This is a genomic window from Micromonospora sp. NPDC051141 (assembly GCF_044455765.1).
In the GTDB taxonomy this organism is placed as follows: Bacteria; Actinomycetota; Actinomycetes; order Mycobacteriales; family Micromonosporaceae; genus Micromonospora.
Genome location: NZ_JBITFD010000011.1, coordinates 102,238 through 128,192, shown reverse-complemented (window position 1 = coordinate 128,192; position 25,955 = coordinate 102,238). Strand labels below are relative to the sequence as shown.

At 74.9% G+C, this 25,955-nt stretch carries 22 protein-coding genes and 1 pseudogene; 10 read left to right on the top strand and 13 right to left on the bottom strand.

The genetic code is table 11. The annotated features are described in order from the left end of the window. Positions 1-27: 27 nt before the first annotated feature. The 3 genes from ACIA6B_RS21355 to ACIA6B_RS21345 all read right to left on the bottom strand — a co-directional run bounded on the left by ACIA6B_RS21355 (position 28) and on the right by ACIA6B_RS21345 (position 1,584). Complete coding sequence (locus ACIA6B_RS21355) at positions 28-888, bottom strand: alpha/beta hydrolase (RefSeq protein WP_396775657.1); 861 nt, start codon at positions 886-888, stop codon at positions 28-30. A gap of 70 nt (positions 889-958) precedes the next feature. Further along, positions 959-1,378 carry a PIN domain nuclease gene (locus ACIA6B_RS21350; RefSeq protein ID WP_396775656.1) on the bottom strand — a complete coding sequence of 140 codons (420 nt, stop codon included), beginning with the start codon at positions 1,376-1,378 and terminating at the stop codon, positions 959-961. Then, complete coding sequence (locus tag ACIA6B_RS21345) at positions 1,375-1,584, bottom strand: type II toxin-antitoxin system VapB family antitoxin (RefSeq protein WP_396775654.1); 210 nt, start codon at positions 1,582-1,584, stop codon at positions 1,375-1,377. The genes ACIA6B_RS21350 and ACIA6B_RS21345 overlap by 4 nt, the downstream gene beginning before the upstream one ends. A 139-nt stretch (positions 1,585-1,723) precedes the next feature. Here ACIA6B_RS21345 and ACIA6B_RS21340 point away from each other — a divergent pair, with 139 nt between their 5' ends. Genes ACIA6B_RS21340 through ACIA6B_RS21325 form a run of 4 tightly spaced genes read left to right on the top strand, consistent with a single transcriptional unit; the run spans position 1,724 to position 5,230 of the window. Beyond that, entirely contained in the window at positions 1,724-2,611 is an 888-nt protein-coding gene (locus ACIA6B_RS21340; protein WP_396775652.1) for an ABC transporter ATP-binding protein, read from the top strand. 18 nt (positions 2,612-2,629) lie between these two features. Then, positions 2,630-3,436, top strand: a complete 807-nt coding sequence (locus tag ACIA6B_RS21335; protein ID WP_396775650.1) for an ABC transporter permease — start codon at positions 2,630-2,632, stop codon at positions 3,434-3,436. 28 nt (positions 3,437-3,464) lie between these two features. Further along, positions 3,465-4,613, top strand: coding sequence for a sensor histidine kinase (locus tag ACIA6B_RS21330; RefSeq protein WP_396775649.1), 1,149 nt, complete (start codon positions 3,465-3,467; stop codon positions 4,611-4,613). Beyond that, positions 4,610-5,230: a response regulator gene (locus ACIA6B_RS21325; protein WP_396775647.1), complete on the top strand. Its 621-nt coding sequence runs from the start codon at positions 4,610-4,612 to the stop codon at positions 5,228-5,230. The genes ACIA6B_RS21330 and ACIA6B_RS21325 overlap by 4 nt, the downstream gene beginning before the upstream one ends. A 47-nt stretch (positions 5,231-5,277) precedes the next feature. Here the strand turns inward: ACIA6B_RS21325 and ACIA6B_RS21320 are convergent, their stop codons facing one another. Continuing rightward, the gene (locus tag ACIA6B_RS21320; RefSeq protein ID WP_396775645.1) at positions 5,278-6,165 is read right to left on the bottom strand and encodes a L,D-transpeptidase; all 888 of its coding nucleotides are present in this window, start codon (positions 6,163-6,165) and stop codon (positions 5,278-5,280) included. Positions 6,166-6,243: 78 nt separating this feature from the next. Beyond that, positions 6,244-7,689 (bottom strand): alpha-amylase family protein, encoded by a 1,446-nt coding sequence (locus tag ACIA6B_RS21315; protein WP_396775644.1) that lies wholly within the window; start codon positions 7,687-7,689, stop codon positions 6,244-6,246. A gap of 241 nt (positions 7,690-7,930) precedes the next feature. Between ACIA6B_RS21315 and ACIA6B_RS21310 the strand changes: the two genes are divergently transcribed. Genes ACIA6B_RS21310 through ACIA6B_RS21295 form a run of 4 tightly spaced genes read left to right on the top strand, consistent with a single transcriptional unit; the run spans position 7,931 to position 12,849 of the window. Beyond that, positions 7,931-9,721, top strand: a complete 1,791-nt coding sequence (locus tag ACIA6B_RS21310) for a hypothetical protein (protein ID WP_396775643.1) — start codon at positions 7,931-7,933, stop codon at positions 9,719-9,721. Continuing rightward, entirely contained in the window at positions 9,718-11,184 is a 1,467-nt protein-coding gene (locus tag ACIA6B_RS21305) for an NADH-ubiquinone oxidoreductase-F iron-sulfur binding region domain-containing protein (RefSeq protein ID WP_396775641.1), read from the top strand. The genes ACIA6B_RS21310 and ACIA6B_RS21305 overlap by 4 nt, the downstream gene beginning before the upstream one ends. 22 nt (positions 11,185-11,206) lie before the next feature. Beyond that, positions 11,207-11,836 carry a redoxin domain-containing protein gene (locus ACIA6B_RS21300; protein WP_396775639.1) on the top strand — a complete coding sequence of 210 codons (630 nt, stop codon included), beginning with the start codon at positions 11,207-11,209 and terminating at the stop codon, positions 11,834-11,836. Beyond that, positions 11,833-12,849 (top strand): cytochrome c biogenesis CcdA family protein, encoded by a 1,017-nt coding sequence (locus ACIA6B_RS21295; RefSeq protein WP_396775637.1) that lies wholly within the window; start codon positions 11,833-11,835, stop codon positions 12,847-12,849. Before ACIA6B_RS21300 ends, ACIA6B_RS21295 begins: the two co-directional genes overlap by 4 nt. Here ACIA6B_RS21295 and serS read toward each other — a convergent pair. The 5 genes from serS to ACIA6B_RS21270 form a co-directional block, all read right to left on the bottom strand. Next, the gene (gene serS / locus ACIA6B_RS21290) at positions 12,833-14,119 is read right to left on the bottom strand and encodes a serine--tRNA ligase (RefSeq protein WP_396775636.1); all 1,287 of its coding nucleotides are present in this window, start codon (positions 14,117-14,119) and stop codon (positions 12,833-12,835) included. The genes ACIA6B_RS21295 and serS overlap by 17 nt on opposite strands. Positions 14,120-14,238: 119 nt before the next feature. Further along, positions 14,239-15,327, bottom strand: a complete 1,089-nt coding sequence (locus ACIA6B_RS21285; protein WP_396775634.1) for a MerR family DNA-binding transcriptional regulator — start codon at positions 15,325-15,327, stop codon at positions 14,239-14,241. Positions 15,328-15,417: 90 nt separating this feature from the next. Beyond that, entirely contained in the window at positions 15,418-16,593 is a 1,176-nt protein-coding gene (locus ACIA6B_RS21280; protein WP_396775632.1) for a saccharopine dehydrogenase family protein, read from the bottom strand. A 29-nt stretch (positions 16,594-16,622) separates the two neighbouring features. Next, a complete protein-coding gene (locus ACIA6B_RS21275; protein ID WP_396775630.1) occupies positions 16,623-17,759 on the bottom strand; it encodes an alcohol dehydrogenase catalytic domain-containing protein in 1,137 nt (378 codons plus the stop codon). After that, complete coding sequence (locus tag ACIA6B_RS21270) at positions 17,756-18,202, bottom strand: hypothetical protein (protein ID WP_396775629.1); 447 nt, start codon at positions 18,200-18,202, stop codon at positions 17,756-17,758. Before ACIA6B_RS21270 ends, ACIA6B_RS21275 begins: the two co-directional genes overlap by 4 nt. A 161-nt stretch (positions 18,203-18,363) precedes the next feature. On the opposite strand from ACIA6B_RS21270, the gene ACIA6B_RS21265 reads away from it, so the two are divergent. After that, complete coding sequence (locus ACIA6B_RS21265; RefSeq protein ID WP_396775626.1) at positions 18,364-21,276, top strand: LuxR C-terminal-related transcriptional regulator; 2,913 nt, start codon at positions 18,364-18,366, stop codon at positions 21,274-21,276. A 25-nt stretch (positions 21,277-21,301) separates the two neighbouring features. Here ACIA6B_RS21265 and ACIA6B_RS21260 read toward each other — a convergent pair whose 3' ends face one another. The 3 genes and pseudogenes from ACIA6B_RS21260 to ACIA6B_RS21250 all read right to left on the bottom strand — a co-directional run. Continuing rightward, the gene (locus tag ACIA6B_RS21260) at positions 21,302-21,853 is read right to left on the bottom strand and encodes a DsbA family protein (protein WP_396775623.1); all 552 of its coding nucleotides are present in this window, start codon (positions 21,851-21,853) and stop codon (positions 21,302-21,304) included. Next, positions 21,850-22,347 (bottom strand): redoxin domain-containing protein, encoded by a 498-nt coding sequence (locus tag ACIA6B_RS21255; RefSeq protein ID WP_396775621.1) that lies wholly within the window; start codon positions 22,345-22,347, stop codon positions 21,850-21,852. Before ACIA6B_RS21255 ends, ACIA6B_RS21260 begins: the two co-directional genes overlap by 4 nt. A 65-nt stretch (positions 22,348-22,412) precedes the next feature. Beyond that, positions 22,413-22,868 (bottom strand): annotated as a pseudogene (locus ACIA6B_RS21250) (BON domain-containing protein); the annotation flags it as partial. Positions 22,869-23,125: 257 nt separating this feature from the next. On the opposite strand from ACIA6B_RS21250, the gene ACIA6B_RS21245 reads away from it, so the two are divergent. Then, a complete protein-coding gene (locus ACIA6B_RS21245) occupies positions 23,126-25,882 on the top strand; it encodes a cellulose binding domain-containing protein (RefSeq protein ID WP_396775619.1) in 2,757 nt (918 codons plus the stop codon). The last annotated feature ends 73 nt before the right edge of the window (positions 25,883-25,955 follow it).

Sequence of the window (25,955 nt, the reverse complement as noted above, 5' to 3'; positions counted from 1 at the left end):
CCCCGGGTGGCGGCCACCTGGTGACCGCTACCCGGCCCGGTTGCGTCGGGGCGCCTCACCGACCACGGTCGGGGAGAACTCGTTGGCCGCCTCGACCGCCCACTCCAGCGCGTGGTCGGCCTCCTCCTCCCAGCCCGGCTCGCCGCCGACGAAGTGCGACCGGCCGGGAAACTCCCGGTAGCCGGTGATCGCGGTGGAGCCGCGGTAGAGGTTGGCGAGACTGCTGGCCAGCGACGGCGGGATCACATGGTCCTCGCCACCGGCGGTGATCAGCAGCGGTGCCCGGTCACTGCGCCTCTTGTCGATCTCGGTGGCCGAGTCCGGGTCCAGGTTGGCGAACGAGCCCTCGAACAGCACGTGCCCGGCGCCGGGTACGGCGTACCGCTGCCAGGCGGCGTCGGACTCCGCCCGGGTGAGCGTGTTGCCGAAGGCGTACCGGAAGTCCTCGGCGGTGAACGGGACCGCGCGGTGCCGGTTGGCCGGGTTGTGCAGGATGGAGAACCCGGAGCGCAACGTGCTCAGCGGCAGCTTGAGCACACCCCTGACCGGCGCGGGGTGTACGCCGACGACGGCGGCGCCGAGCCGACGGTCCAGCAGCAGTTGGGCGATCAGACCGCCGAACGAGTGCCCCATGACGATCGGCGGTCGGGGTAGCTCCCGGATGACCGTCGCGTAGTGGTCGACGATGGTGGCGATCCGCTGGCCGGCGATCGGCGTGGGGTCGGCCCGCAGGTCTTCGACCTCGCGGTCCATGCCGGGCCAGGCCGGGGTGAGCACCCGGAAGCCGCGCGCCGTGTAGCGGTCGGCCCAGCGCTCCCAACTTCGCGACGTCATCCAGAGCCCGTGGATGAGCACGATCGTGTCGACGCGTCCGGTCGGTACGCCCATGTCGCGGCTTACCCGGCCCGGCGCCCCTCACTCCCGGTCAGCGTCTTCGCGGCCAACGCCTGCGAGCGGCTCAGTCAGCGGTGCCGGGTGGAACCACCCAAGTCGTGGGCTGGCCGGTGATCGACGTGATCAGGTCGAAGTCTCCGTCGTAATGCAGCACAGTGAGGTCATGCCGTTCGGCGGTGGCCGCGATCAGCAGGTCGGCCATCGAAAGTGCCCGGTGGTTGCCCTTGTGCAGCGCTTTCACCTGCACGTCAATCGCGCGATCCCAGACCTCGTCCGGCATGGAAAGCCAATCGAAGTAGCGAAGCAGCCACCGGACCCGCTGGGCATCCTCGGCCGAGAGAGCGCTGTGTACGACCTCGATTTCGACCGCGCCGCACACCGCCAGCAGTCCGCGGTCGGACAGCTCGTCGAGGACGGGCGCCACGGTGGCCTTCGGCCACCTGGCCAATGCTGACTTGTCGAGGAGGTAGCGCTCGCGAGTCATGCCGCTTCGGGCTTGGACGCCGACTGTGGGTCGGTGAGGTCTGGTAGGCCGCCACTCTTGAGCCAGTCGGCGAACTCGCGACGCCTCTCCCGACTGACCACGGCTTGCAGAGCTGCGTTGACCGTGGCCTTCTTGGTGCCGGTGCCGAGGATCTCGGCAGCCTCCGCGAGGAGTTCGTCGTCCACATCAAGAATGGTGCGCGACACTGGGCCTCCTCGTCCGCCTCACGACCTGACGATGATATCAACTTTGCCCGGCGGAGATATACAGCCCTGACAAATGTCACGGGCGGAAGGTGACGGCCGCTCCGGGGATCCGGACGTCGCGGGTCGGAGCATTCTTGGCATGACCGACACCGCACCGGCCGTGGAACTGGCCGGACTCACCAAGACCTACGGCCCGGTGACCGCCGTGGACGGGCTCAGCCTGCGGATCGCTCCCGGTGAGGTGGTGGCCTTCCTCGGCCCCAACGGCGCCGGCAAGACCACCACCGTGGACATGCTGCTCGGGCTGGCCCGGCCGGACGCCGGCACGGTCCGGCTCTTCGGCGGCAGCCCGACCGACGCCGTCCGGCACGGCCGGGTCGCCGCCGTGATGCAGACCGGCGGGCTGCTCAAGGACCTCACCGTCGCCGAGACGGTACGGATGACCGCGCACTTCTACGGCCACACCCGGCCGGTGGCCGAGGTGCTGGAGCGCGCCGGCATCGCCGAGATCGCCGACCGGCCGGTGGGCAGATGCTCCGGCGGCCAGCAGCAGCGGCTGCGCTTCGCCCTGGCGTTGCTGCCCGACCCGGACCTGATGGTGCTGGACGAGCCGACCACCGGCATGGACGTCGAGGGCCGGCGCGACTTCTGGCAGGCGATCCGGGCCGACGCCCGCTCCGGCCGGACCGTCCTGTTCGCCACCCACTACCTGGACGAGGCCGACGCGTACGCGGACCGGATCGTGCTGGTCCGGGCCGGCCGGGTGGTTGCCGACGGCACCACCGCCGAGATCAAGAACCTGGCCGCCGGCCGGGTGGTCCGGGCCACGCTGCCCGGCGCCGACCAGGCCGCGCTCGCCGCGCTGCCCGGTGTCCGCTCCGTCGAGGTACGCGGCGACGCGATCCTCGTGCACAGCGAGGACTCCGACGTCGTCGCCCGGCACCTGCTGACCCGCACCGACGCCCGGGACCTGGAGATCACCGCACGCAACCTCGAGGACGCGTTCCTCGCCCTGACCGCCGCCTGACCTGCCCGGGAGCCTCGCATGACCGCCACCACCTCACCCGACACCACCACCGGCCCGCGCCCGGCCGACCGCCGGCCGCCCGCCCTGGGTGGCTTCTCCGCCGCCGTGCTCGCCATCGAGATCCGCCGGGTCCTGCGCAACCGTCGGACGCTGATGTTCATCCTGGTCATGCCGGCGGTCTTCTTCCTCCTGTTCGGACTGCCGTCGCGCGGCGACACGCTCGACAACGGCCTGCCGGTCACCGGCTGGATCATGATCAGCCTGGCCGTGTACGCGGCCATGGTGGCCACCACCAGCGCCGGCGCGGCCGTCGCCACCGAGCGTGCGTTGGGCTGGAGCCGGCAGTTGCGGCTGACCCCGCTGCGCCCGGCCGCGTACGTGGCGACGAAGGTGGCCACCGCGATGGTGCTCGGGCTGCTCGGCGTGCTCGTCGAGTTCGGCGTCGGCGCCGCCTCCGGGGTGCGGTTGCCGGCCCACGTGTGGCTGGAGTCCGGCCTGACCGCGTGGATCGGCTCGCTGGTCTTCGCCGCGCTCGGCCTCTTCGTCGGCTACCTCGCCCCGGCCGAGAACGTCATGCAGTTCATGGGCCCGGCGCTGGCCATCCTGGCCATGCTGGGCGGCCTGTTCGTTCCACTCGATCTGCTGCCCGACGTGATGCGGCAGATCGCCACGTTCACCCCGGTGTACGGGGTCGGTCAGCTCGCTCGCGCGCCGCTGACCGGCACCGGGGTGGACTGGGCGGCGGTCGGCAACGTGGCCGCCTGGACCGCGTTCTTCGGTCTCGGCGCGGCCCGCCTGTTCCGCCGCGACACCACCCGGGTCTGACCGGGCGGCGAGCACTAGCGTGGTGGGCGTGACGTCGCCGACCGTACCGGCCCGGCCGGTGAACCGCCGCCACTGGCGGTTCACCGGCTGGCTGCTGGCGGCGGTCTGGCTGTTCTTCCTCAACATCCCGTTCGTCACCGCCCTGCACCAGCCGGAGCTGTGGCGGCGGCTGCTCGGGCTCGCCTCGGTGATCGCGTTCGCCGTGGCGTACGTGCTGATCTTCGAGTGGGGTCGGGCCCGCCGGCAGCAGCACCGCCCGATCCCGGCGGACCGGGCCCGGCTGCTGATCGCGGTGCTGCTCGCGCTCGGTCTGGCCGGCATCCCGGGCACCGGCGGCGACTGGCTGACCACACTGGTCTTCGTGGCCGCCGCCGCGGTGTTCCTGCTGCCGTCGGCGGAGGCGCTGGTCGTGGTGGTGCTGGCCGCGGTGACCCCGCCGGTCACGTCACGCCTGGTGCCCGGCTGGGAGTCAGAGAGCACTGTCGTGTTCGCGGTGCTGCTCGCCTCGTTCGCCATGTTCGGGGTGAGCCGGCTGGCTCAGCGCAACGGCGAACTCCAGGCCGCGCAGGCCGAGATCCGCCGGCTCGCGGTGGCCGAGGAGCGCGCCCGCACCGCCCGCGACCTGCACGACATCCTCGGTCACTCGCTGACCGTGGTGGCGGTGAAGGCCGAGCTGGCCGGCCGGCTGCTGGAGCTGGACCCGGCGCGGGCGGCCGTCGAGATCGCCGACGTGGAGCGGCTGGCCCGGGAGGCGCTGGCCGACGTGCGGGGCACCGTGGGGGCGTACCGCGGGGTGGATCTGGCGTCCGAGGTGGCCGGCGCCCGGTCGGCGCTGGCCGCCGCGGGCATCGTCGCGGAGCTGCCGACGACGGTGCCGGAGCTGCCGGCGGACCGGGACGAGCTGTTCGGCTGGGCGGTCCGCGAAGGGGTGACGAACGTGGTGCGCCACAGCGGCGCGCGGCGCTGCGTGATCCGGGTGGGCCCGGCGTGGGTGGAGGTCCGCGACGACGGCCGGGGACCGGCCGGCGGGTCGGCGGGGGCCGGGCACGGGCTGGTCGGGCTGCGGGAGCGGGCGGCCCGGTTGGAGGCCACCGTGACGGTGGCCCGGGTGCCCGGCGGGCGTGGTTTCCTGCTCCGCGTCACGGTGCCGGACCCCGACGGAAGGACGCCCGGATGACCACGCCGATCAGACTGCTGCTCGCCGACGACCAGGCGCTGGTCCGGGGCGCGCTGGCCGCGCTGCTGTCGCTGGAACCGGACCTGACCGTGGTGGCGGAGGTGAGCCGCGGTGACGAGGTGGTGCCGGAGGCGTTGCGCTGCCACCCGGACGTGGCGCTGCTCGACGTGGAGATGCCCGGCCTGGACGGGGTGGCCGCCGCGGCGGCGCTGCGGGCGGCGGTGCCCGGATGCCGGGTGCTGGTGGTGACCACGTTCGGTCGCCCCGGCTACCTGCGCCGGGCGATGGAGGCGGGCGCGAACGGCTTCGTGGTCAAGGACACCCCGGCCCGCCAGCTCGCCGACGCGGTCCGCCGGGTGCACGCCGGCCTGCGGGTGGTCGACCCGACGCTGGCCGCCGAGACGCTGGCCACCGGCGCGAGCCCGCTCACCGAGCGGGAGACCGAGGTGCTGCGCACGGCCCGGGGCGGCGGCACGGTGGCCGAGCTGGCGGCGACGCTGCACCTGTCCGAGGGCACCGTCCGTAACCATCTCTCGTCCGCCATCGGCAAGACCGGCGCCCGCAACCGCGCCGACGCGGTCCGCCTGGCCGAAGCCAACGGTTGGCTGCTGGGGTGAAAGGCGGGGGCCCCGCCTAACAAGCGGGCAAGCGGGCGGCGGGGCGGTCAGGGGAGGCGGTCGACGACGACGAGGGCGGTGCCGGGGGACAGTTCGGCGAGGAGCTGGCGTTGGGCGGCACGGGTCAGCCGGATGCAGCCGTTGGTGACGTTCTTGCCCAGCGTGTCGTCGTTGTACCAGGTGTGCAGCCCGATGTGCGCGCCGCGCAGGCCGGTCGGCACCGCGTCCGGGTCGTCGGGGATCGCGCCGAGCGCGAAGATGTCGACGCCGCCATAGACGTCCTGCGGCGGCGGGGTGCGGCCCAGGATGAACGTGCGGCCGAGCGGGGTGAGCTGTCCGGGCATGCCGAGGCTGACCGGCCAGGTGTGCACCGCGCGCCCGTCCCGCAGCCAGGTGAGCCGGTGCGTGCGGCGTTCCACCACGATCTGGTCGCGCAGCGCGACCGTGGTCCAGCCGCCTTCCGGCAGCCAGGCGACGGTGCGGTTCGCGGAGGGGAGCAGCACCGCGGTCCACCCGGCGCGGCGCTCGACGATCGGCACGGTCAGCGGGACGTCGTTGATCGTCGGCGCGAGGAAGGCCCGGGGACGGCCGCCGGGCGCGTCGTACGCGGGGATCTTCCGGTCCGGCCGCGCCCCCTCGCGGAGCTGCCGGGTGTCGGTCGGCGTCGGGTCGGCGGGGAAGCCGCGCGGTGCCGGGTCGTAGGTGACCACCGGCAGGCCGGCGGGCGCGGGCGCGGCGGGCGGCACGGACTCCACAGGCGACGGCCGCGGTGACGCCGGCCCGGTCGGCGCCGGTCCGGCGCCGACCGGGGTGGGCGCCGGCGTGTCGGTGAGCGCGTGACCGACCAGCAGCGCGGTGGCCAACAGCAGCGGTACGCCGAGCGCGGCGAACAGCCAGCCGGGAATCCGCCGCCCGGTGACATGGGCATAATGCACGAAATCGACTCTAACCGAGACGAAGCCCCCGCGCCGGGAACTGCCGGCACGGGGGCTTCACCCGGGGGTACGGCGAGGTCAGCTCACCTTCGCTCCGACATGGATGGCGATGGCGTCGTGCGCGTTGACGGTCGCGGCGAACCAACCCGACGAGTCCACGGTGAGCACCGGGCCGCTGCACGACCCGTTGCTGAACGTGCCGTGGATGACGTCGCAGTAGCGGCCGGCCGGCAGCCCGGTGTAGTAGGACCGGCCGCTCACCGCGAAGTCCTCGTCGTTGATCGTCAGGTAGCCCTTGCCGGCCCGGCTGAACGCGATGTGCTGGTAGCCGTTGTCGTACCAGTTGGCGACCGCGGCGCCCTCGGTGGCGTTGCGGAAGCCGACCATGTTGGCGATGACCGGCCAGCGGTGCTCGCACTCCCAGCCCGAGTAGCAGGTGGTGTTGGTGATCTTGTTGCTGCCGTCCGAGGGCGGGGCCTGGTCCTTGTTGCTGAACGTGAAGCTCGACATCACCGCCGGGGTGCCGTACGGCCAGGCCAGCATGAACGCGTTGGCGAGCGCGTACTCGCCGCGGTCGCGGTAGGTGAGCACGCCGCCGTCGCGCTGGGTGTCGTGGTTGTCGGTGAAGACCACCGCCGAGCCGCCCGGCAGGTAACCCCAGGACTCGCCGAAGTTCTTCAGGTACGCCAGCCGCTCGTTGTTGAACATCCGGGCCAGGTCCTTGCCGTACCGGAACTCGTGCACGTCGCCGTTGCCGGTGTACTCGGTCGGCTGGACCGGCTCACCCGCGCCGTAGATGACCTCCTGCACGAGGTACGCCGGCCGGGACAGCTTGGCCTTGATCGCGGCGATGTCGGCGGCCGGCATGTGCTTGCTGCCGTCCAGCCGGAACCCGTCCACGCCGAGCGAAAGCAGGTCGTTGAGGTACGTCGCGAGCCGGGTGCGGACGTAGTCCGACTCGGTCTTGAGGTCGGCCAGGTTGACCAGCTCGCAGTTCTGCACCTCGTACCGGTCGTTGTAGTTGGCGATGTCGTTGTTGCCGTTGCGACCGCAGTAGTGGAAGTCCGCCGAGGAGTAGGTGCCCGGGTAGTTGTAGTGGCCGTACGACGTGCCGGCCCAACCGGTGCCGCCGTTCTCCTGGCCGGACATGTGGTTGACCACCGCGTCGACGATCACCTTGACGCCGGCGTTGTGGCAGGTGTTCACCATGGACTGGAACTGGGCGCGGGTGCCCTTGCGGGACTCGATCCGGTAGCTGACCGGCTGGTAGGACACCCACCAGGGGCTGTTGTTGACGTGCTCCTGCGGCGGGGACACCTGGACGTAGCCGTAGCCCTTCGGGCCGAGCGTGCTGGTGCACTCGCTCGCCACCGACGTCCAGTTCCACTCGAAGAGCTGGACGATGACCTTCTTGCTGCCGGGCGTGGCGGCGGCGGCCGGGGGTGCCGCCACCGTGGTCGGGACGAGCAGGCTGGCGGCGAGGCCGAGGACGAGCGCCGCGGCGCGGCGTCGACGTCGTTGCATCAGGACTCCTACGGGACGGGGGATGTGGGGGAGTGGAGCCTGGGGAGGCTTCAGTGCCGGCTTCTTGCAGCCGGTGCTGAAATTTTCCGCAAGGTTACGAGCATGTTGCAAGAAATGTCAACGCATGGGCATCCGTCGTTGCGTGCACCGCTACACGCGCGTCCGACCGGGACGGTTCGAGGAACCGGTCGAGAAATTCGCCACCGGAGGTGATCCGCCCGGGCCGGCGCTCCGTACCTGAGTGGGGAGCAGGGTCGGCCGGTGGGGGCGCCGCCGCGAGACGATCGAGGAGCAGATGGCCCGGGCACAGCAGAACGAGAAGGCGACGACCGTCCGGACCACCACCAGCAGCCGTGGTGTCCGGACCGTGTCGAAGTCCGCGATGGTGGCACTCACCGCCTCCGCACTCGGCCTCGCGTGGGCGGGTGTGGAGCTGGCCGGCGCCGGCGGCGCCGTGTACGCGTACGGATTCTTCTTCACCGAGTTCTTCGCCGGGGTGGTCACCCTGGTCTCGCTCAGCCTCACCGTGATGCTGGGGCTGCTCGCCACCGACCGGCTGGTGCTGCTCATCCGGCACCGGGTGCTGCTCCAGTCCGCGCACCGCGCCACCGGCGTGCTCGGCGTGGTCGGGCTGGTCTTCCACGTCATCACCAAGATCGCCATCGGTCGGGCCGGGCCGACCGACGCGGTGGTGCCGTTCCTCGGCGGCAGCGGCCTCTACGTCGGGCTGGGCACCGTCGCCGCGCTGCTCATGGTGGGCGTGCTCTGGACCGGGCTGATCCGGGTCCGGTTCGCCGGCGTCGGTCCCCGGTGGTTCTGGCGCGCGCTGCACTCGATGGCGTACGTGTCCTGGCCGTTCGCGCTGTTCCACGGCCTCAACGCCGGCCGGACCGCGAAGGGCTGGGTGGTGCTCAGCTACCTCGCCTGCGTGCTGCTCGTGGTGATGGCGCTGCTGGTGCGCCTCTCCGTCCACCTCGGCAAGCGCAGCCGCGAGCAGCACCAGGCCGCCGCCCTGAACAAGGCGATGGCCGGCAGGGGCGAGGAACGTACCGGCGTGTTCGCGGCGCTGTCCCGCAAGAAGACCGCGGACAAGGACGAGAGCGCCGCCGGCCGGGGTCGGGGCGGGCGCTGGGCCGAGGCCACCACCACCTGGACCGCGCCCGCCGGCACCGCCCGGCAGCGGGACCCCGAGCGGTTCGCCGTACCGGTGGTGCCGGAGCCCGGCTCGCTGCGGGAGCCGGTCCGCGCCGCCGCCGCCCGGCGACGCGCCGAGGAGCCGGCCGAGCCGGCACGGCGCGCCCGCACGCAGGAGGCGCCGGCCGCCCGGCGTTCCACCCGGAGCCGGGACACCGAGCGGGAGACCACCTCCACCCGGGTCCGGGACTCCGCGGGCGAACCGGTGCGCCGGAGCCGGGACGAGGAGCTGGAGCCGGTCGCCGGCCGGCGCGAGGGGGAACGGTCCCGCCGGCGCCGCCGGGACACCGAGGAGCGGGTCAGTCGCCGGTCCCGGGTCGACGAGGAGGTCGCCGCCCCGTACTCCGCGCCGCCGGAGACCGGCGGCCGGCACTCCGCGCCGCCGGACACCGGGGGTCGGCACTCCGCGCCGCCGGACAGCGGCCGGTACGCCACGCCCGCCGAGGTGGCCCGCTACTCTGCCCCGCCGCGCCCGACCGACGAGGCCGAGGAGCCGTGGGACAGCCCGCGCCGCTGGGAGAGCCGGCCGGTCTCCGGTGAGCCGATCTCCGCCGGCCCGATCTCCGGCACCCCGCTCTCGGCGGAGCCGCGCAGCGGGACCGGGCGACGCTACCGGGACGAGGAGGACGTGCCGGAGGAGCCCGACTACTGGCGTCCGCCGGCCCGGTACACCGCCGAGGACGACGCGTTCGTCGACGACACGCCCACGCTTGTCGACCTCGCCTCCCGCCGGGCGATGCGGGCCACCAAGGACAGCCGCCCCAGTCGCCGGCGCAAGGCCGACGCGGACGCGGTCGACGGGGCGTACTGGGCCGGGCTGCGGGGTGAGGCGCGGTGAAGCGGACGACCGTCCCCCCGGTCGCCTGCGTCGGGGAGCCCCGGCTCACTGCCGGGTTCGCCGAGTTCGGCCGGCTCGACCTGCTCGCCCACGAGGAGGTGCACGGCCCGATCGGCCCGATGGAGCCGGCCGCGTTGCTCCGGCTCGCCGAGGCGATCGACCTCAAGGGCAAGGGCGGGGCGGGCTTCCCGTTCGCCCGCAAGATGCGCGCCGTGCTGGAGTCCGCCGAACGGCAGGACCTCGCCACCGTGGTGGTGGTCAACGCCACCGAGGGCGAGCCGGCGAGTTGGAAGGACAAGGTGCTGCTCACCCGGGCCCCGCACCTCGTCCTGGACGGCGCCGCGCTCGCCGCGTTCGCGCTGGACGCCGAGGAGATCGTGATCGGGGTGGCCGACGACGACGTGGGCCGGCCCGCACTGACCGAGGCGTTGCAGGAACGGCGGATGCCGGTGCCGACCACCATCGTGACCGTGCCGCACCGGTTCATCTCCGGCGAGGGCGGCGCGTTGGTCAACGGCATCAACGGGCTGCCGCACATCCCCCCCGGCACCAAGAAGCGGTCCAGCGACTCCGGCGTCAACGGGCTGCCCACCCTGCTCTCCAACGCCGAGACGTACGCCCAACTCGCGGTCGCCGCCCGGATCGGCCCGTACGAGTACGCGGCGCTCGGCACCGACGACGAGCCGGGCACCGTGCTGCTCACCGTCACCGGGTCGGCGAAGCGACCGGCCGTGGTGGAGTGCGCCGCCGGCACCCCGCTGCGCGAGATCCTCGACCTGTGCGAGGTGCCCCCCGGACCGGGCATCCTGATGGGCGGCTACCACGGCAAGTGGATCACCGCCGAGGCGGCGGAGCGGGCCGAGGTCTCCCGCAAGGGGCTGGCCGCGGTCGGCGGCACGCTCGGCGCCGGCATCATCGTGCCGCTCGGCACCGACACCTGCCCGCTCGGCGAGGCCGCCCAGGTGGTCCGCTACCTGGCCGGGGAGTCCGCCGGCCAGTGCGGCCCGTGCAAGATGGGCCTGCCCGACCTGGCCCGCTCCGTCGACCTCGCGGTCGCCGGCAGCGCGCCGATCGAGCTGGTCCGCGCCGCGGCCGGCGACGTGAAGGGACGCGGCGCGTGCAGCCACCCGGACGGCACCGCCCGGTTCGCGCTGTCCGCGATGGAGGTGTTCGCCGACGACCTGCGGCTGCACGCCACCGGGGAGGGCTGCGGCAAACGCGTCAAGGGGACCATGGGCCTGCCCGGCGCGCCCGACGGCAACCCGCAGAAACTCACCCTGGACTGGTCCCGCTGCGACGGGCACGGGCTCTGCGCGCACGTGGTGCCGGACTTCATCCGGCTCGACGGCAACGGCTACCCGGCCTTCCCGCCCACCCCGGTGCCGACCTGGCTGCGCGAGGGCGCGCTCAAGGCGGTCAAGGTCTGCCCCGAACTCGCGCTCCGGCTGGTCAAGGCCGAGTAGCCGGCCCGCCCAGGAGGCGCCGATGCCACCCCGTACCGTCCACCGTCTCGGTGTCGCCGCCGTGCTGGCCGCCACGCTCGCCGGCTCGACCGCCTGCGCGGTCGGGTCCGAGCGGGCCACGCCGGCCGGCGCGGCGACCGCCGGGGCGACCACCGCCCCGGCCGCGTCCGCCCCGGCCTCGTCCGCCCCGGCCGCGTCCGCCCCGGCCGCGTCCGCCGGTGCGCCGTCGACGCCGCCGGCCCGGGTGCCGCAGACGCTGGCGTTCACCGCGAAGACGCTCGACGGTACGACGTTCTCCGCCGCCGCCCTCGCCGGGCGGCCGGTCGTGCTGTGGTTCTGGGCGCCCTGGTGCGCCACCTGCGCCAGCCAGGCGTGGACGGTCGCCGAGATCGCCCCGGCCTACCGGGACACCGTGCCGATCGTCGGCGTCGCCGGCCTCGGCCAGCAACGGGCCATGACGGACTTCGTCACCGAGTTCGACCTGGCCGGCACGCCGCAGCTCGACGACCGCGCCGGCATCCTGTGGCGCCGGTTCAAGGTGACCGAGCAGAGCACGTTCGTCATCGTCGACCGGGACGGCACGGTGGTCCACCAGGGCTTCCTCGACGGCGAGGCGTTGACCCGGCAGGTCGAGACGCTGGCCCGGGGATGACCGGCGCGCTGCTGCTCGCGCTGACCGCCGGCATGCTCGGCGCGGTCAACCCGTGCGGCTTCGCGATGCTGCCCGCGTACCTGTCGGTGCTGGTAGCCGGCCCCGGCGACGGGCGCGGCGCGGTCGGCCGCGCGCTCACCGCGACGGCCGGGCTGACGCTCGGGTACGCGGCCGTCTTCGGCGCGTTCGGGCTGGCCGTGGCGCCGGCGGCGGACTGGCTGCGCCCCCGGCTGCCCTGGCTGACCGTGACGCTCGGCGTGCTGCTGGCGCTGGCCGGCCTGTGGCTGCTCGCCGGCCGGCGGCTGCCCACGCCCGGCCCGTGGCGCACCGCGCCCCGGCTCGTACGCACCTGGCCGTCCATGGCGTTGTTCGGCGCGGCGTACGCGCTCACGTCGTTGACCTGCGCGATCGCGCCGTTCCTGGCGATCGTGGTGACCAGCCTGCGGGCCGGTTCGCCGCTGCGCGGGCTGGCGCTGTTCGGCGCGTACGCGCTCGGCATGGCGTTGGTGGTCGGCGTGGCCGCGCTCGCCGTGGCGCTGCTGCGCGGGCGGGTGGTGGCCGGGCTGCGCGGCGCCGGCGCGTGGGTGTCCCGGCTCAGCGGCCTGGTGCTGCTGGTCGCCGGCGGCTACGTCGCCTGGTACGGCTGGTACGAGGTGCGGCTGGCGCTGGGCCGCCACGACGCGTTCGGCGACCCGGTGGTGACCGCCGCCGCCCGCGTCCAGCAGACCCTGGTGCGCACCCTGGACGGCGCCGGCCCCGCCCTGCTCGCCGCCCTCGCCCTCACCCTGCTCCTCCTACCCCGCATGGCCCGCCCCCGCCCCCGCCCTCGCCCCCGCGATCTTGCAGTTGTGGCCCCGGCGGAAGCGGCAAGCCGGACATCTCGCGGGCCGGAAGTGCAAGATCGCGGGAGCGGGAGCGGGAGCGGGAGCGGGAGCGGGAGCGGGGGAGGGGGCGGGGGCGGGAGCGGGGGAGGGGGCGGGGGCGGGGCGGGAGTGGTCAGCGGGTCGGGGTGAGGCGGTCGGTGCCGAGTTTGGTGCGCAGCACCTCGGGGACCACCACCGAGCCGTCGGGCTGCTGGCACTGCTCCAGGATGGCCGGGAACAGCCGGCTGGTGGCCAGCGCCGACCCGTTGAGCGTGTGCACGAAGCGGGTCTGCTTGCCGCCCGGCTCCCGGTAACGGATGGCCGCGCGGCGGGCCTGGTAGTCGCCGGCCCAGGAGACCGACGACACCTCCTTGTACTTCCCGGTGCTCGGCATCCAGACCTCGATGTCGAGCGTCCTCTTCATCGAGGCGCTGGCGTCGCCGGCGGCGAGCAGGCTGGTCTGGAAGTGCAGGCCGAGCTGCTCGACCAGCCCCTCGACGTGGCCCACCATCGCCTGGAGCGCGGCGTCGGCCTGCTCCGGCAGCGTGAACTGGAAGATCTCCACCTTGTTGAACTGGTGGCCGCGCACCGTGCCACGCTCGTCGGAGTGTGAGCCGGCCGCCTCGCGCCGGTAGCACGGCGTGTAGGCGAACGCCCTCAGCGGCAGCTTCGACGTCTCCAGGATCTCGTCCTGGTAGGCGCCGAGGATCGCCGTCTCCGCGGTGGGCAGCAGGAACTGGCCGCGCGGGGCGGACTGCTTGTCCATGCGGTAGACGTCGTCGTAGAACTTCGGAAACTGCCCGGACGCGAAGCCGGCGGTGTCCAGCAGCAGGTGCGGCGGGAGCAGGAACTCGTAGCCGGCCTCGATGTTCCGCTCGATCAGCCAGTTGACAAGCGCCCACTCCAACCGGGCGCCCAGACCGGTGTACATCCAGAAGCCGGAGCCGCCCAGCTTCACGCCCCGCTCGTGGTCGACCAGACCCAGCGCGCGGCTCAGCTCCACGTGGTCGCGGACCTGCTCGATGGCCGGCGCCTCGCCGAACGTCCGCACCACCCGGTTGGCCTCCTTGCCACCGGCGACCACGTCGTCGGCGGGCAGGTTGGGCAGCTCGCTCATCGCCGAGCGCAGCCGGGACTGCACGTCGTCGAGCTGGGACTCCAGCTCCGCGAGCTGCTTGCGCTCGGCCTCCGGCGCGGTGGGCTGCGGCGTGGCGCCGGAGCGCTTCGCCTCCGCGTACGCGCGCGCCTCGGCCTTGCGGCGCTGCCGCTCGGCATCGATCTCCGTGATCAGGGCGCGCCGCTCCTGGTCGAGTCGCTGGATGCCGTCCAGCGCCCGGGTGACCTCGGCGGGATCCAGACGCTTCGCCAGCGCGGTCGCCACCGCCTCGCGATCCTTCCGGATCAACTCCATGTCGAGCATGCTGCTCGTACGCCTTTCGTCCGGGCCGTCAGGTGGAACCCACAGATGCTACCGTCGCGGCCCCGCCGGCCCGGCCCGGGCTCTCCCGCCCGGACCGGCCGCCGGGCGCGACGAAGCGGTCAGAGCCGTACCGGCATGAGGACCGAGAACGCGTGCGCGTCGTCCGTCCGGCGCACCGCCAGCGGGGTGATCGGGCCGTCCAGCTCCAGCACGAGCTGGTTGCCGCCGGCGTCCAGCGCGTCGAGCAGGTACTCCCGGTTCAACCCGACCCGCAGCCCACCGTCCGGGTCCCCGACGGCGGCCGGGTCGACCAGCCGCAGCTCGCCACCGTGGTCCAGGCCGAGCGCGACCACCGGATGCTCGACGCCGTCGTGCGTCTGGTGGCACACCCGCACGTCGTCGGCGGTGAGCGCCGCGCGCAGCGCCGCGCCGTTCACCGGGATCCGGTACGCGGGCGCGGCCCCGAGCTTCGCGCCCAGCAGCCGGCGGTGGTCCGGGAAGTCGTACGGCAGCGGGGCGGTGGTCAGCGTGCGCCCGGCCACCGCGACGGTGACCCGGTCCGCGGCGACGACCACCTCCGCGCTCGCCCCGTCGCCGTCGAGCAGCGCGCGCAGCTCGTCGACCGCCGCCACCGGCACCAGCGCGCGTACCGGCGGGCCGTCGACGGTGGCGTCGACCCGGGCCACCGCCAGCCGGTGCCGGTCGGTGGCGACCAGGTGTACGCCGGCCGCCTCGACCTCCAGCAGCACGCCGGACAGGACCGGCAGGTCCGGGTCGGCGCCGACGGCGAAGCGTACGGCGTCCACGGCGGCGGCGAGGTCGGTGCGGGACAGCAGCAGTCGGGTGGTCACGGTGGTCTCCTCCGGGTCGATCAGGCTACGGATCCGGGAGAGTTCACGGCGCGCGTCGGCGAGGCCGTCCTCCAGCCGGCGCAGGTGCGCGTCCAGCAGGCGGTGCACCTCGGCCGGGTGACGCCGGTGCCGCAGCGCCTCGGCGATGCCGGCCAGCGGCGTCACCCGGCGCAGGCCGGCGACCAGGCGGGCCGGGCCCACCTGGTCGTCGGCGTACCAGCGGTAGCCGGTCACCGGGTCCACCCGGGTCGGCGTCAGCACGCCGGTGCGGTCGTAGAACCGCAACGCGCTGACCGTCAACCCGCTGGCCCGGGCCAGCTCACCGATGCTGCGAAGCTCGCTCTCCACGGCCGTCATCCTGTGCCCTCCACCGGGTCGAGGGTCAACGCCCCGGGGTTGTTGAGAGGGGCCCCGCCGCTACCGAAAGCGTTGAGAGGGGGCCCCGCCTTACGCCTTCAGCGTGCGGAAGGTGATGCCGGCGCGGACCAGGCGGTCCAGCAGCGCGTCGCCCATCGCGGCCACCGGGGTGAGCTGGCCGGCGGTCTCCGGCAGCTCGTCGAAGGCCAGGCAGAGCGCCGACTCGGCGAGCATCTTGGCGGTCTCGTCGTAGCCGGGGTCGCCGCCGGCCACCTCGGTGACCACCCGCCGGCCGCCACCGGCGCCCACGAACCGCACCCGGAACCAGGACTTCGCCCGCTGCGCGGCGCTCGGCCCCTGACCGGAGGCGAGCCGGCCGAGCAGCCAGCGCCGGGTCGGCGGCACCTTCACCAGCCCGACCACGCCGGCCAGGCCCACGCCGGCGACCAGCACGGTGGGCAGCCGCTTCAGTGCGGCGAAGTGCCGGTACCGGAAGTCCTGGCCGTACTCGGGGCGGGCCGCCGCCGACCGGCGGACGATCTGCGGGTCGATGGTGGGCAGCGGCACCGCCCACTGGCCGAACTCGCGGATCCGACCGACCCGGCCGGGCACCGCCCGCACCCGCCGCCCGTCCGGTCGGGGCTCGACCGCCCGCCGGGCCTTCGCCGCCCGGCTCGTCTCACCGGTACGGGAGAACGCGGTCAGCGCCGAGTGGTACGTCCCGGCGGAGAACCGGCCGCCGGCCCGTACGTAGCCGTCCACGGTGACCGGCCCGTCCGTGGGGAGCTGCTTGACGGTGTACCAGACACCGAGGTCGTGCGGGATCGAGTCGAAGCCGCACGCGTGCACCAGACGCGCCCCGGTGCGCACCGCCTCGGCGTGGTGCCGCACGTACATCAGGTCGACGAACTCCGGCTCCCCGGTGATGTCCAGGTAGTCGGTGCCGGCGGCGGCGCACGCGGCCACCAGCGGCTCGCCGTGGTGCACGTACGGGCCGACGGTGGAGGCGACCACCCGGGCGCTCTCCGCCACGGCCCGCAGCGATGCCGCGTCGGTGACGTCGGCGGTGAGCAGGGGCAGCTCGGCCAGGCCGGGATCGATGGCGGCCAGCCGGTCGCGGACGGCCGCCAGCTTGGCCGGGTTGCGGCCGGCGAGTGCCCAGCGCAGCCGGTCCGGCGCGTGCCGGGCCAGGTACTCGGCGGTGAGGCCGCCGGTGAAGCCGGTGGCGCCGAACAGGACGAGGTCGTACGCGCGGTCTGCGGGCATCCGCCGAGTGTGCCACCCGCCGGCCGGACTCACGGCGTGAAGACCGCCCGGACGCAGCCGTCCGCCCGGTCCCGGAACAACGCGTACCCCTCGGCGGCCCGGTCCAGCGGCAGCCGGTGGGTGGCGAGGTGTTCGGTGACCAGCTCGTCCCGGGCCATCCGGTCCAGCAGCGCCGGGATGGCGTCCGGGCCGACCCGGGCGCCGCCGCGTACCGCCAGCCCCTTCTCGGTGACCGCGCCGAGCGGGAACCGGTCCACGAACGTCGCCCCGCCGGCGAGCACCACCACCGTGCCGCCCTTGCGGCAGGCGTGCACCGCCTCGCGCAGCGCCACCCCGGCGTCCGGGCCGGCGGCCGGCCAGCGGGTCGGACCGGTCGGCGGGCCGGCCGCGTCCACGCACACGTCCGGCCCCCGGCCGCCGCTGCGTTCCCGCAGCTCGGCGAGGACGTCGACGGACCGGTGGTCGAGTGGCTCGGCGCCGGCGTGCCGGGCCGCCATCCGCAGCCGGTCGGCGTGCTCGTCCACCACGATCACCCGGGCCGCGCCGCGGGCCACGGCCGCCGCCGCGGTGAGCTGTCCCACCGCGCCCGCGCCCCAGACCGCCACCACGTCTCCGGGGGCGACACCGGCCAGCTCGACGCCGTGCCAGCCGGCCGGCGCGGCGTCCGCGGCGAAGACCGCCCGGTCGTCGTCGACCCCCTCCGGTACGGCGAACGCGCCCACGTCGGCGTACGGCACCCGGACGAACTCGGCGTGGCCGCCGGCGAAACCACCGAGGCGGGCCGGCCGGCCGAAGCACCCGGCGGCGGGCGACCCCCACTCCGGCTCGGTGGCCGCGTCGCTGGTCCCGTTGTCGCAGCAGGCCAGCAGCCCCTGCCGGCAGAACCAGCAGGCCCCGCAGGCGATCGCCGCGCCGACCACCACCCGGTCCGCGACCCGGTGCCGGCGTACCTCCGGACCGACCTCGACCACCTCGCCGACGAACTCGTGCCCGAGCACCTCACCGGTGGCCGCCTCGGGCACCCGGCCGGCCAGCAGCGGCAGGTCACCGCCGCAGGTGGCGCTGCGTCGCACCCGGACGATGATGTCCCGGGCGTTGCGCAGCTCCGGGTCGGGGACCTGGCGCACCGCGAGCGCGTCGGTGCCCTCCCAGCACAGGGCCCTCACCCGGTCGCCTCCGGTCCGGGTCGGCGGGTCCGCCGCGCCGCTGGGCGGTCCAGCGGCGAGCGGTCCGCCCGCAGCACCTCGCCGGTCTCCAGGAGCTGCCGGGTCTGCCGGAGCACCTGCCGCAGGTACCGGCCGGGATCGTCACCGACCAGGTGAGCGGCGAATCCGGCCAGCGCCGGTGTCCCGCCCAGCGGGCGTACCGCCAGCTCGGTGCCGCGCCCGCCGGGCGCCGGGCGGGCCCAGACCTCCACCGCGCCGTCGAGCCGGCGCAGCGGCTCGGGCCACCGCCCGCCCGGGAGCACCTCTTCGGGCCGCCCGGTCACGGTCACCACCTGCCAGCGCCCAGGCCGGGGGTCGGTCGCGACCCGCCGTCGGCGCACCAGCGCCAGTGCGCCGGCCGCCAGGGCGCGTACGCTGTCGGCCAGCCGTCCGGTCCGGGTCACAGGCCCTCCCGAGGTCGCGGTCACCCGGGCGGCCGGCGGTGCGCGGCCGGCCGTCCGCGTGTCCCCAGCGTGGCGGCGGTCCGGGTGACGCGGGTTCGCCCGGAAGGGGTGAACCGGCCCGGTCCGGGTAACCGCCCCCCGCACCGACGGGGGAGGAACGCATGCCGGAGCAGGTCGACCCGGTCCGGTTCGCCGCCGCGCCGACCGACGCGGACGCGCGGCCGGCCGTCGGGACGCCGGAACGGCTCACCGCCGCCGCGCCGACCGACGCGGACGCGCCGACGGCCGTCGGGACGCCGGAACCGCTCACCGCCGACGCCGGTCCGCCGCGGCGGCCGGGGCCGCCGTTGCTGGCGTCCCGGCTGGCGCCGCCCGCGCCGCCCGAGCCGCTGCTGCGGCGTCCCCGGCTGCGGGACCGGCTGGAGCGGGGCGCGGGGGCGGGACCTGTCACGTTGCTTCTCGCCCCGGCCGGGTGGGGCAAGACGACGCTGCTGTCCGACTGGGCGCGGGCGGAACGGGCGCGTCCGGCGCCGGTCTGGGTCTCCGTGGCGGAGGGCGACACCACCGAACGGCTGTGGGCGTACCTGGCCGCGGCGTTGCGCACCGCCGTCGCCGGTGACCCGGGGGCGGACCCGCCGGTCCCGGTGGATCCGCCCCGGCCGGCGCAGCTCGAAGCGCTCGCCGCCGCGCTGGCCGCCCGCGAGCACCCGGTGCTGCTGGTCCTGGACGACCTGCACCGGGTGACCGACGCGCAGGCGTTGGCCGGGCTGGAGTTCCTGCTCCGGCACAGCGACGGGCGGCTCCGGCTGGTGGCCGGCGCACGCCGGGAACCGCCGCTGGCCCTGCACCGGTGGCGGTTGGCCGGTGAGCTGACCGTGCTCGGCCCGGACGCGCTGGCGTTCACCGCCGACGAGGTGGCCGACCTGCTGGTCGCGTACGGCGTGCCGGTGCCGGCCGAGGCGGTGCCCCGGCTCGCCGAGCGGACCGCCGGCTGGCCGGCCGGGCTGCGCCTCGCCACCCTGGCGTTGGGCGCCGACCCGGCGCGGGCCGTGGCGCACGTCGCCGGCGACCAGCCGGACATCGCCGCGTACCTGCGGGACGAGGTGCTCGCGCCGCTGGACCCGGCGGTGGTTGACGTCCTGCGCCGGAGCGCGGTGGCGGTCGCGGTCCGCGCCGACCTGGCCGCGGCGGTGACCGGGCGGGCCGACGCCGGGCGCCTGCTGGCCGAGGCGGCCCGGGAGGGCGGCTTCGTCCAGCAGGACGGGGGCAGCCCGCCCTGGTACCGGCCGCACCCGCTGCTGGCCGACCTGCTCCGCGACGAGTTGGCCCGGCTGCCCGCCGGCGAGCTGGGCGAACTGCACCGGCGGGCGGCCGACTGGCTCGCCGCGCACGACCGGCCGGCCGAGGCGCTGCGGCACGCGCTGGCGGCCGGCGAGTGGGCGGACGCCACCGAGCTGCTGGTCACCCGCTGGCCGGAACTGGCCCCGGACGAGCCGGCCCGCCCCGCCCCGCCGGCGCCGCCCGAGCCCCCGGCCGAGGCGGTACGCCGGGACCCGGAGCTGGCGTTGGCCGCGGCGGCCGAACGGGCGTACGCCGGGGATCCGGCCGCCGCCGAGGCGCTGCTGCGCCGCGCGGTCGGGCACGCGACGGACCTGCCGGCACCGCGCCGCGACCGGTTCCGCCGGCTGGCCACCGCGGTCGAGCTGAGCCTGGCCCGGCTCGCCGGGGACCACGCGGAGGTACGCGCCGCCGCCGACCGCCTGCTCGCCACCGCCCCGCACGACGACCCCGCCGGCCCGGACGGCGACCGGCCCGCGCGCCGGCGCCCCGGTGAGCCGGTCCACGGCGGGGCGGGGGTCGTCCACGCCGCCGCCGCCGACCCCGACGCCGATCCCGGTACCCGGGCCGCCGGCGTCGACGACGTGCGGGCGGTGGCCGGGGCCGCGCACGGGCTGGTCGCGCTCGCCGAGGGGGACCTGCGGGAGGCGGGCGGACGGTTCTCCGCGGCGCTCGTCGCGGCGCGTCGGGCCGGTCGGCCCCGCGTCGAGCTGCTCTGCGCCAGCCGGTCGGCGCTGCTGGAGGCGGCCCGGGGCGCGCTGCGTACCGCCGAGGAGCGCGCCCGGGCGGCCCTGTCGATGCCGCCCTGTCAGGGCTGGTCGTCGCGGTTGGACTGCGGCTACGCGTACCTGGCGTTGGCGTTGGTGGCCTGGCACCGGGACCGGCCGGCGGAGGCGGCGGCGCAGCTCGCGCTCGCCGGTCCGGCCGGCGCGGAGCCGGGCGGGGCGGCGCTGGCGGCGCTCTGCCGGGCCGGGCTGCTGGCCGACGGTGGGGAACCGGCCGCCGGGCTGCACACGCTGGCCGCGGCCCGGCCGGTCGCGCCGGGGCCCGAGTTGGGCGCGTGGCTGACCGCCGGCGAGGCCCAGCTCCGCGCCGCGGTGGGCGACCCGGGCGGGGCCCGCGCGCTGCTGGACGCGGCCGGCGACGACTCCGCCGATCCGGCGCTCGCCCTGGTCTCGGCCCGGCTGTGGCTGCGGGCCGGCGACGTCCGGGCGGCCGAGCGGGCGCTGCCGGACTGGACCGGGCCGGACGCCCAGCGCTGGCCGCTGCCGGTCCGGCTGGGCGCGGGACTGCTGGACGCCGCGCTGGCCGGGGCGGCCGGCGACGGGCGGCGGGCCGGGCGGCTGCTGGAGGAGACGCTGGCGTTGGCCGAGCCGGACGGCTGCCGGCGCGTGTTCACCCGGGCCGAGCCGGGGGTACGTGACCTGCTCGCCGCCCACCTGGACTCCGGCACCGCGTACTGGGCGACCGTCAGCGACCTGGTCCGGGGCGTCGACGCGTCCGGGGCCGAGGGGGCACCGGACGGGCCGGCGCGGGCGTTGGACGAGCCGCTCACCGAACGGGAGCTGACCATCCTGCGGTATCTCCAGAGCATCCTGACCAATGTGGAGATCGCCGCCGAGCTGTCGCTCTCGGTCAACACGGTGAAGACGCACGTGCGCAACGTCTACCGCAAGCTCGACGCGACCCGCCGGCGGGAGGCGGTCCGGCGGGCGCGCGAGCTGCGGCTGATCTGACCGGTCGCGGGCGGGCCCGGTCCGGTCAGCCGGGCGCGACGGCGTCCACCACGGCCAGCAGCTCGGCCAGGTCGTAGCCGCCGTCGTGGCGGATGTCGTTGACGAAGAGCGTCGGCGTGCCGTTGACGCCGCTGCGGATGCCGCCCACGAAGTCCTGCCGGACCCGGTCGGCGTGGGTCTGCCGGGCCGCCTCCGCGCCGAGTTCGTCCGGCGGCAGCCCGATCTGCTCGACGCCGAGCGACAGGTGCACCGGGTCGAGCTGGTCCTGGTGCTCGTAGAGCCAGTCGTGCATCTCCCAGAACCGGCCCCGCGCGCCGGCCGCCTCGGCGGTCTCCGCCGCGTTCTCCGCGTACGGGTGGACGTTGGTGATGGGGAAGTGGCGGTACACCAACCGCACCACGTCGGCCCGTTGGCGCAGCACCTCGGCCAGGTTCGGGTAGGCGGCGCCGCAGAACCGGCACTGGAAGTCGCCGTACTCGACGACGGTGACCGGGGCGTCGGCCGGACCGCGGACGTGGTCCCGGTCGGTGACCGGGACCCGCAGCCGGGCGGTGGTGACCTGCAACGGGGTGGTCATCGCGTGCTCACCCGCCGATCGGCGCCGAGCTGCTCCAGGGCGTCGAGGATGCCGTCCACGCCCGGGTTCACCTCGGGCGGGGAGAGGTGGCTCCAGGCCACCCGCCCGTCCGCGTCGATCACCACGAGCGCCCGGTCCGACTGCCCGCGCGGGGCGTACGCGCCGTAGCGGCGGGACACCTCGCCCTTCGGTTCGAAGTCGGCGAGCAGCGGGAACCGGATGCCCCGGCTCTGCGCGAACGCCCGATGCGAGTCGACACTGTCCACCGAGATGCCCAGCAGCACCGCGTCGTACCGTTCCAGCTCGGGCAGCGCCGCCTGGTAGAGCGCCATCTGGTCACCGCACACCGGCGTCCAGTCGGCCGGGTAGAACGCCAGCACCACCGGCCGGCCACGGAACTGCCCGGGGCCCACCTCCCGCGCGTCGGGCGACGCCGGCAGCGTGAACCCGGGCGCGGTCTGCCCGGGCGTGATCAGCCCGTTCGGATCACTCATACCGTCCACCCTGCCGGGCGTCCGGGTGAGCCGGGCTCACCCGGGCCGGGTGGTTCGGTTCACGACCGCACCGTGAGCCCGTTGCTCAGTCCGCGTACGCCGGGGAGCCGGGCGACCGACCGCTCGGCGGCCCGCCGCTGGTACTCCCACTCGACCTCGCCGTGCAGCGTGACCCAGCCGTCGGCGACGGTCACCCGCAGCGCCGCGACCGGCAGGAACGCGTCCCACTCCAACGCCCGGACGGCCGCGAGCGCGAGCCCCGCGTCGTCCCGGCCGGCGCCGGTCGGGACGGTCGGGACGGTCGGGACGGCGAGGTCGTCGGCGACCGCGCGGACCCGGGCCACCCGGTGCGTGGCCCGTTCGGCGGCCCACCGCGCGGCGGGGTCGGCCACCGGGCCGGTCAGCGTCACCACGCCGCCGTCGACGGTCACCCCGATGTCGTCGAGGCCCGCCCGGGCCAGTTCGTCGCGTACGGCGGACCGGATCTCCCGGTCGGTACGCGTCGTCGTGCCGGTGGTCATCCGGTTCTCCCTCCGGTGGGTGGTCGACGCGCGGGGAGGTCCCGCACCCTGCGATCCTGCGCGCGACCGGGTGATCCGACCGCACCCGGAACGGGTGATATGGGAGCGCTTCCATGACGCGGTCGATCGGCGTACGCTGAGGGTCCCTCGGCTGCGGGAGCCAGTACGCCGACGGGGAGCCCGGGCAGCTCCCCTCCTCGAAGCGCCACCCCCTGCTCCCGTTCCCCGCCCCCGGGCAACCGAGAGGATCCCGCCCCATGCGCAGAAAACTCGCCGGCCTGGCGGCCGTCGCGCTGGCCGCCACCGTGGCGACCGTCGCCGTGCCGCTCGTCGCCACCGGCGTACCCCCGGCCGCCGCCGCGGCCGTCGAGCCGTACACCTGGAAGAACGTCCGGATCGACGGCGGCGGCTTCGTCCCCGGCATCGTCTTCAACCCGACCGAGAAGAACCTGATCTACGCGCGGACCGACATCGGCGGCGCGTACCGCTGGGAGCAGGCCACCCGGTCGTGGACGCCGCTGCTGGACTGGGTCGGCGCGGACCGGTGGGGCTGGAACGGGGTGGTCAGCCTCGCCACCGACCCGGTGCAGACCAACCGGGTGTACGCGGCGGTCGGGATGTACACCAACGACTGGGACCCGAACCACGGGGCGATCCTGCGCTCGACCGACAAGGGGGCCACCTGGCAGGCCACCGAGCTGCCGTTCAAGAACGGCGGCAACATGCCCGGCCGGGGCATGGGGGAGCGGCTGGCGGTCGACCCGAACCGCAACAGCGTGCTCTACTACGGCGCCGAGGGCGGCAACGGCCTGTGGCGCAGCACCGACTTCGGTGCGACCTGGGCGAAGGTCGCCAACTTCCCGAACGTGGGCAACTACCGGGCCGACCCGAACGACAGCAGCGGCTACCAGAGCCAGAACCAGGGCCTCACCTGGGTCAGCTTCGACAAGGGCACCGGCACGGCCGGCACCGCCACGAAGACCATCTACGTCGGGGTGGCGGACAAGCAGAACCCGGTCTACCGCAGCACCGACGCCGGCGCGACCTGGGAACGGATCCCCGGCCAGCCCACCGGCTACCTCGCGCACAAGGGCGTGGTCGACCCGGTCGGCGGCTTCCTCTACCTCGCCACCAGCGACACCGGCGGCCCGTACGACGGCGGCAAGGGCGACGTGTGGAAGTTCAACCGGGCCACCGGCGCGTGGACGCAGATCAGCCCGGTGCCGTCGTCGAGCGGCGACGCGTACTTCGGCTACTCCGGGCTGACCATCGACCGTCAGCACCCGAACACGCTGATGGTCGCCACCCAGGTTTCCTGGTGGCCGGACGCGATCTTCTGGCGCAGCACCGACGGCGGCGCGACCTGGACCCGGATCTGGGAATTCACCAGCTATCCGAACCGGAGCAAGAAGTACACGATGGACGTCAGCTCGGTGCCGTGGCTGACGTTCGGCACCAATCCGGCGCCGCCGGAGGAGACGCCGAAACTGGGCTGGATGAACGAGTCGCTGGAGATCGACCCGTTCGACAGCGACCGGATGATGTACGGCACCGGCGCGACGATCTACGGCACCACCGGCCTGACGAAGTGGGACACCGGCGGCACGTTCACCATCACGCCGATGGTGAAGGGGCTGGAGGAGACCGCCGTGCTCGACCTGGTCAGCCCGCCGTCCGGCGCGCCGCTGGTCAGCGGTCTCGGCGACATCGGCGGGTTCCGTCACACCGACCTCGCGGCGGTGCCGCCGATGATGTTCACCCAGCCGGTCTTCACCAGCACCACCAGCCTCGACTACGCGGAGACCAAGCCGGCGGTCATGGTTCGGGCCGGCAACTTCACCGACGCCGACCGGCCCAACGACAGCCACGTGGCGTTCTCCACCGACGGCGGCGCGAACTGGTTCCAGGGCACCGAGCCCGGCGGGATCAACAACGGCGGCACGGTGGCCGCGTCCGCCGACGGCAGCCAGTTCGTCTGGTCGCCCGGCGATGCCGGCCAGCAGGTGGTCCGTTCGGTCGGCTTCGGCAACTCGTGGACCGCCGCCACCGGCATCCCGGCCAACGCCGTCGTCGAGTCCGACCGGGTCAACCCGAACAAGTTCTACGGGGTCAGCGCCGGGAAGTTCTACGTCAGCACCAACGGTGGGGCGGCGTTCACCGCCACCGCGGCGACCGGCCTGCCCACCACCGGCGTCAAGTTCAAGGCGCTACCCGGCGTCGAGGGCGACATCTGGCTGGCCGGCGAGGGTGGCCTCTGGCACTCCACCAACTCCGGCGCGAGTTTCACCAAGGTCACCGGCGTGTCCACGGCGGTGAACGTCGGCTTCGGCAAGGCGGCGCCCGGGAAGACGTACCCGGCGTTGTTCACCGTCGGCACGGTGGACGGCACGCACGGGGTCTTCCGTTCCGACGACGCGGGCGCGACCTGGGTCCGGATCAACGACGACCAGCACCAGTACGGCAACGCGGGCGAGGCGCTCACCGGCGACCCGCGCGTCTGGGGCCGGGTCTACCTGGGCACCAACGGCCGGGGCATCCTGGTCGCGGACCGCCTCGGCGGCACGCCCACGCCCACGCCGACGTCGGCGAGCCCCACCCCGACCGGCCCGTCGCCCACCCCGACGAGCCCGTCGCCGTCGCCGACCAGTCCGACTCCGACGCCGACGGGGCCGTCGCCGACGCCGACGTCACCGACCCCGACGCCGACCGGACGCGGCTGCGCCGCCACCTACGCGGTGACGAACTCCTGGCCCGGCGGCTTCCAGGGCGAGGTGACGGTGCGCAACTCCGGCACCACGCCGATCGCCGGCTGGACGCTGACCTGGACCTATCCGGACGGTCAGCGGATCGCCCAGCTCTGGAGCGGGACGTACACCCAGACCGGGTCGGCGGTCACGGTGACCGACGCCGGCTGGAACGGCAACCTCGGCGTCGGCGCGTCGACCACCGTCGGCTTCACCGGCACCGCCCCCAACGGCAACCGGGCGCCGACCGTCTCCTGCGCCGCGCGCTGACCGGCTCTGTGGGACGACCATGAGGTTGACGGGCGAAAGTCCGGTCAACCTCATGGTCACCGAAGCCCGCTGA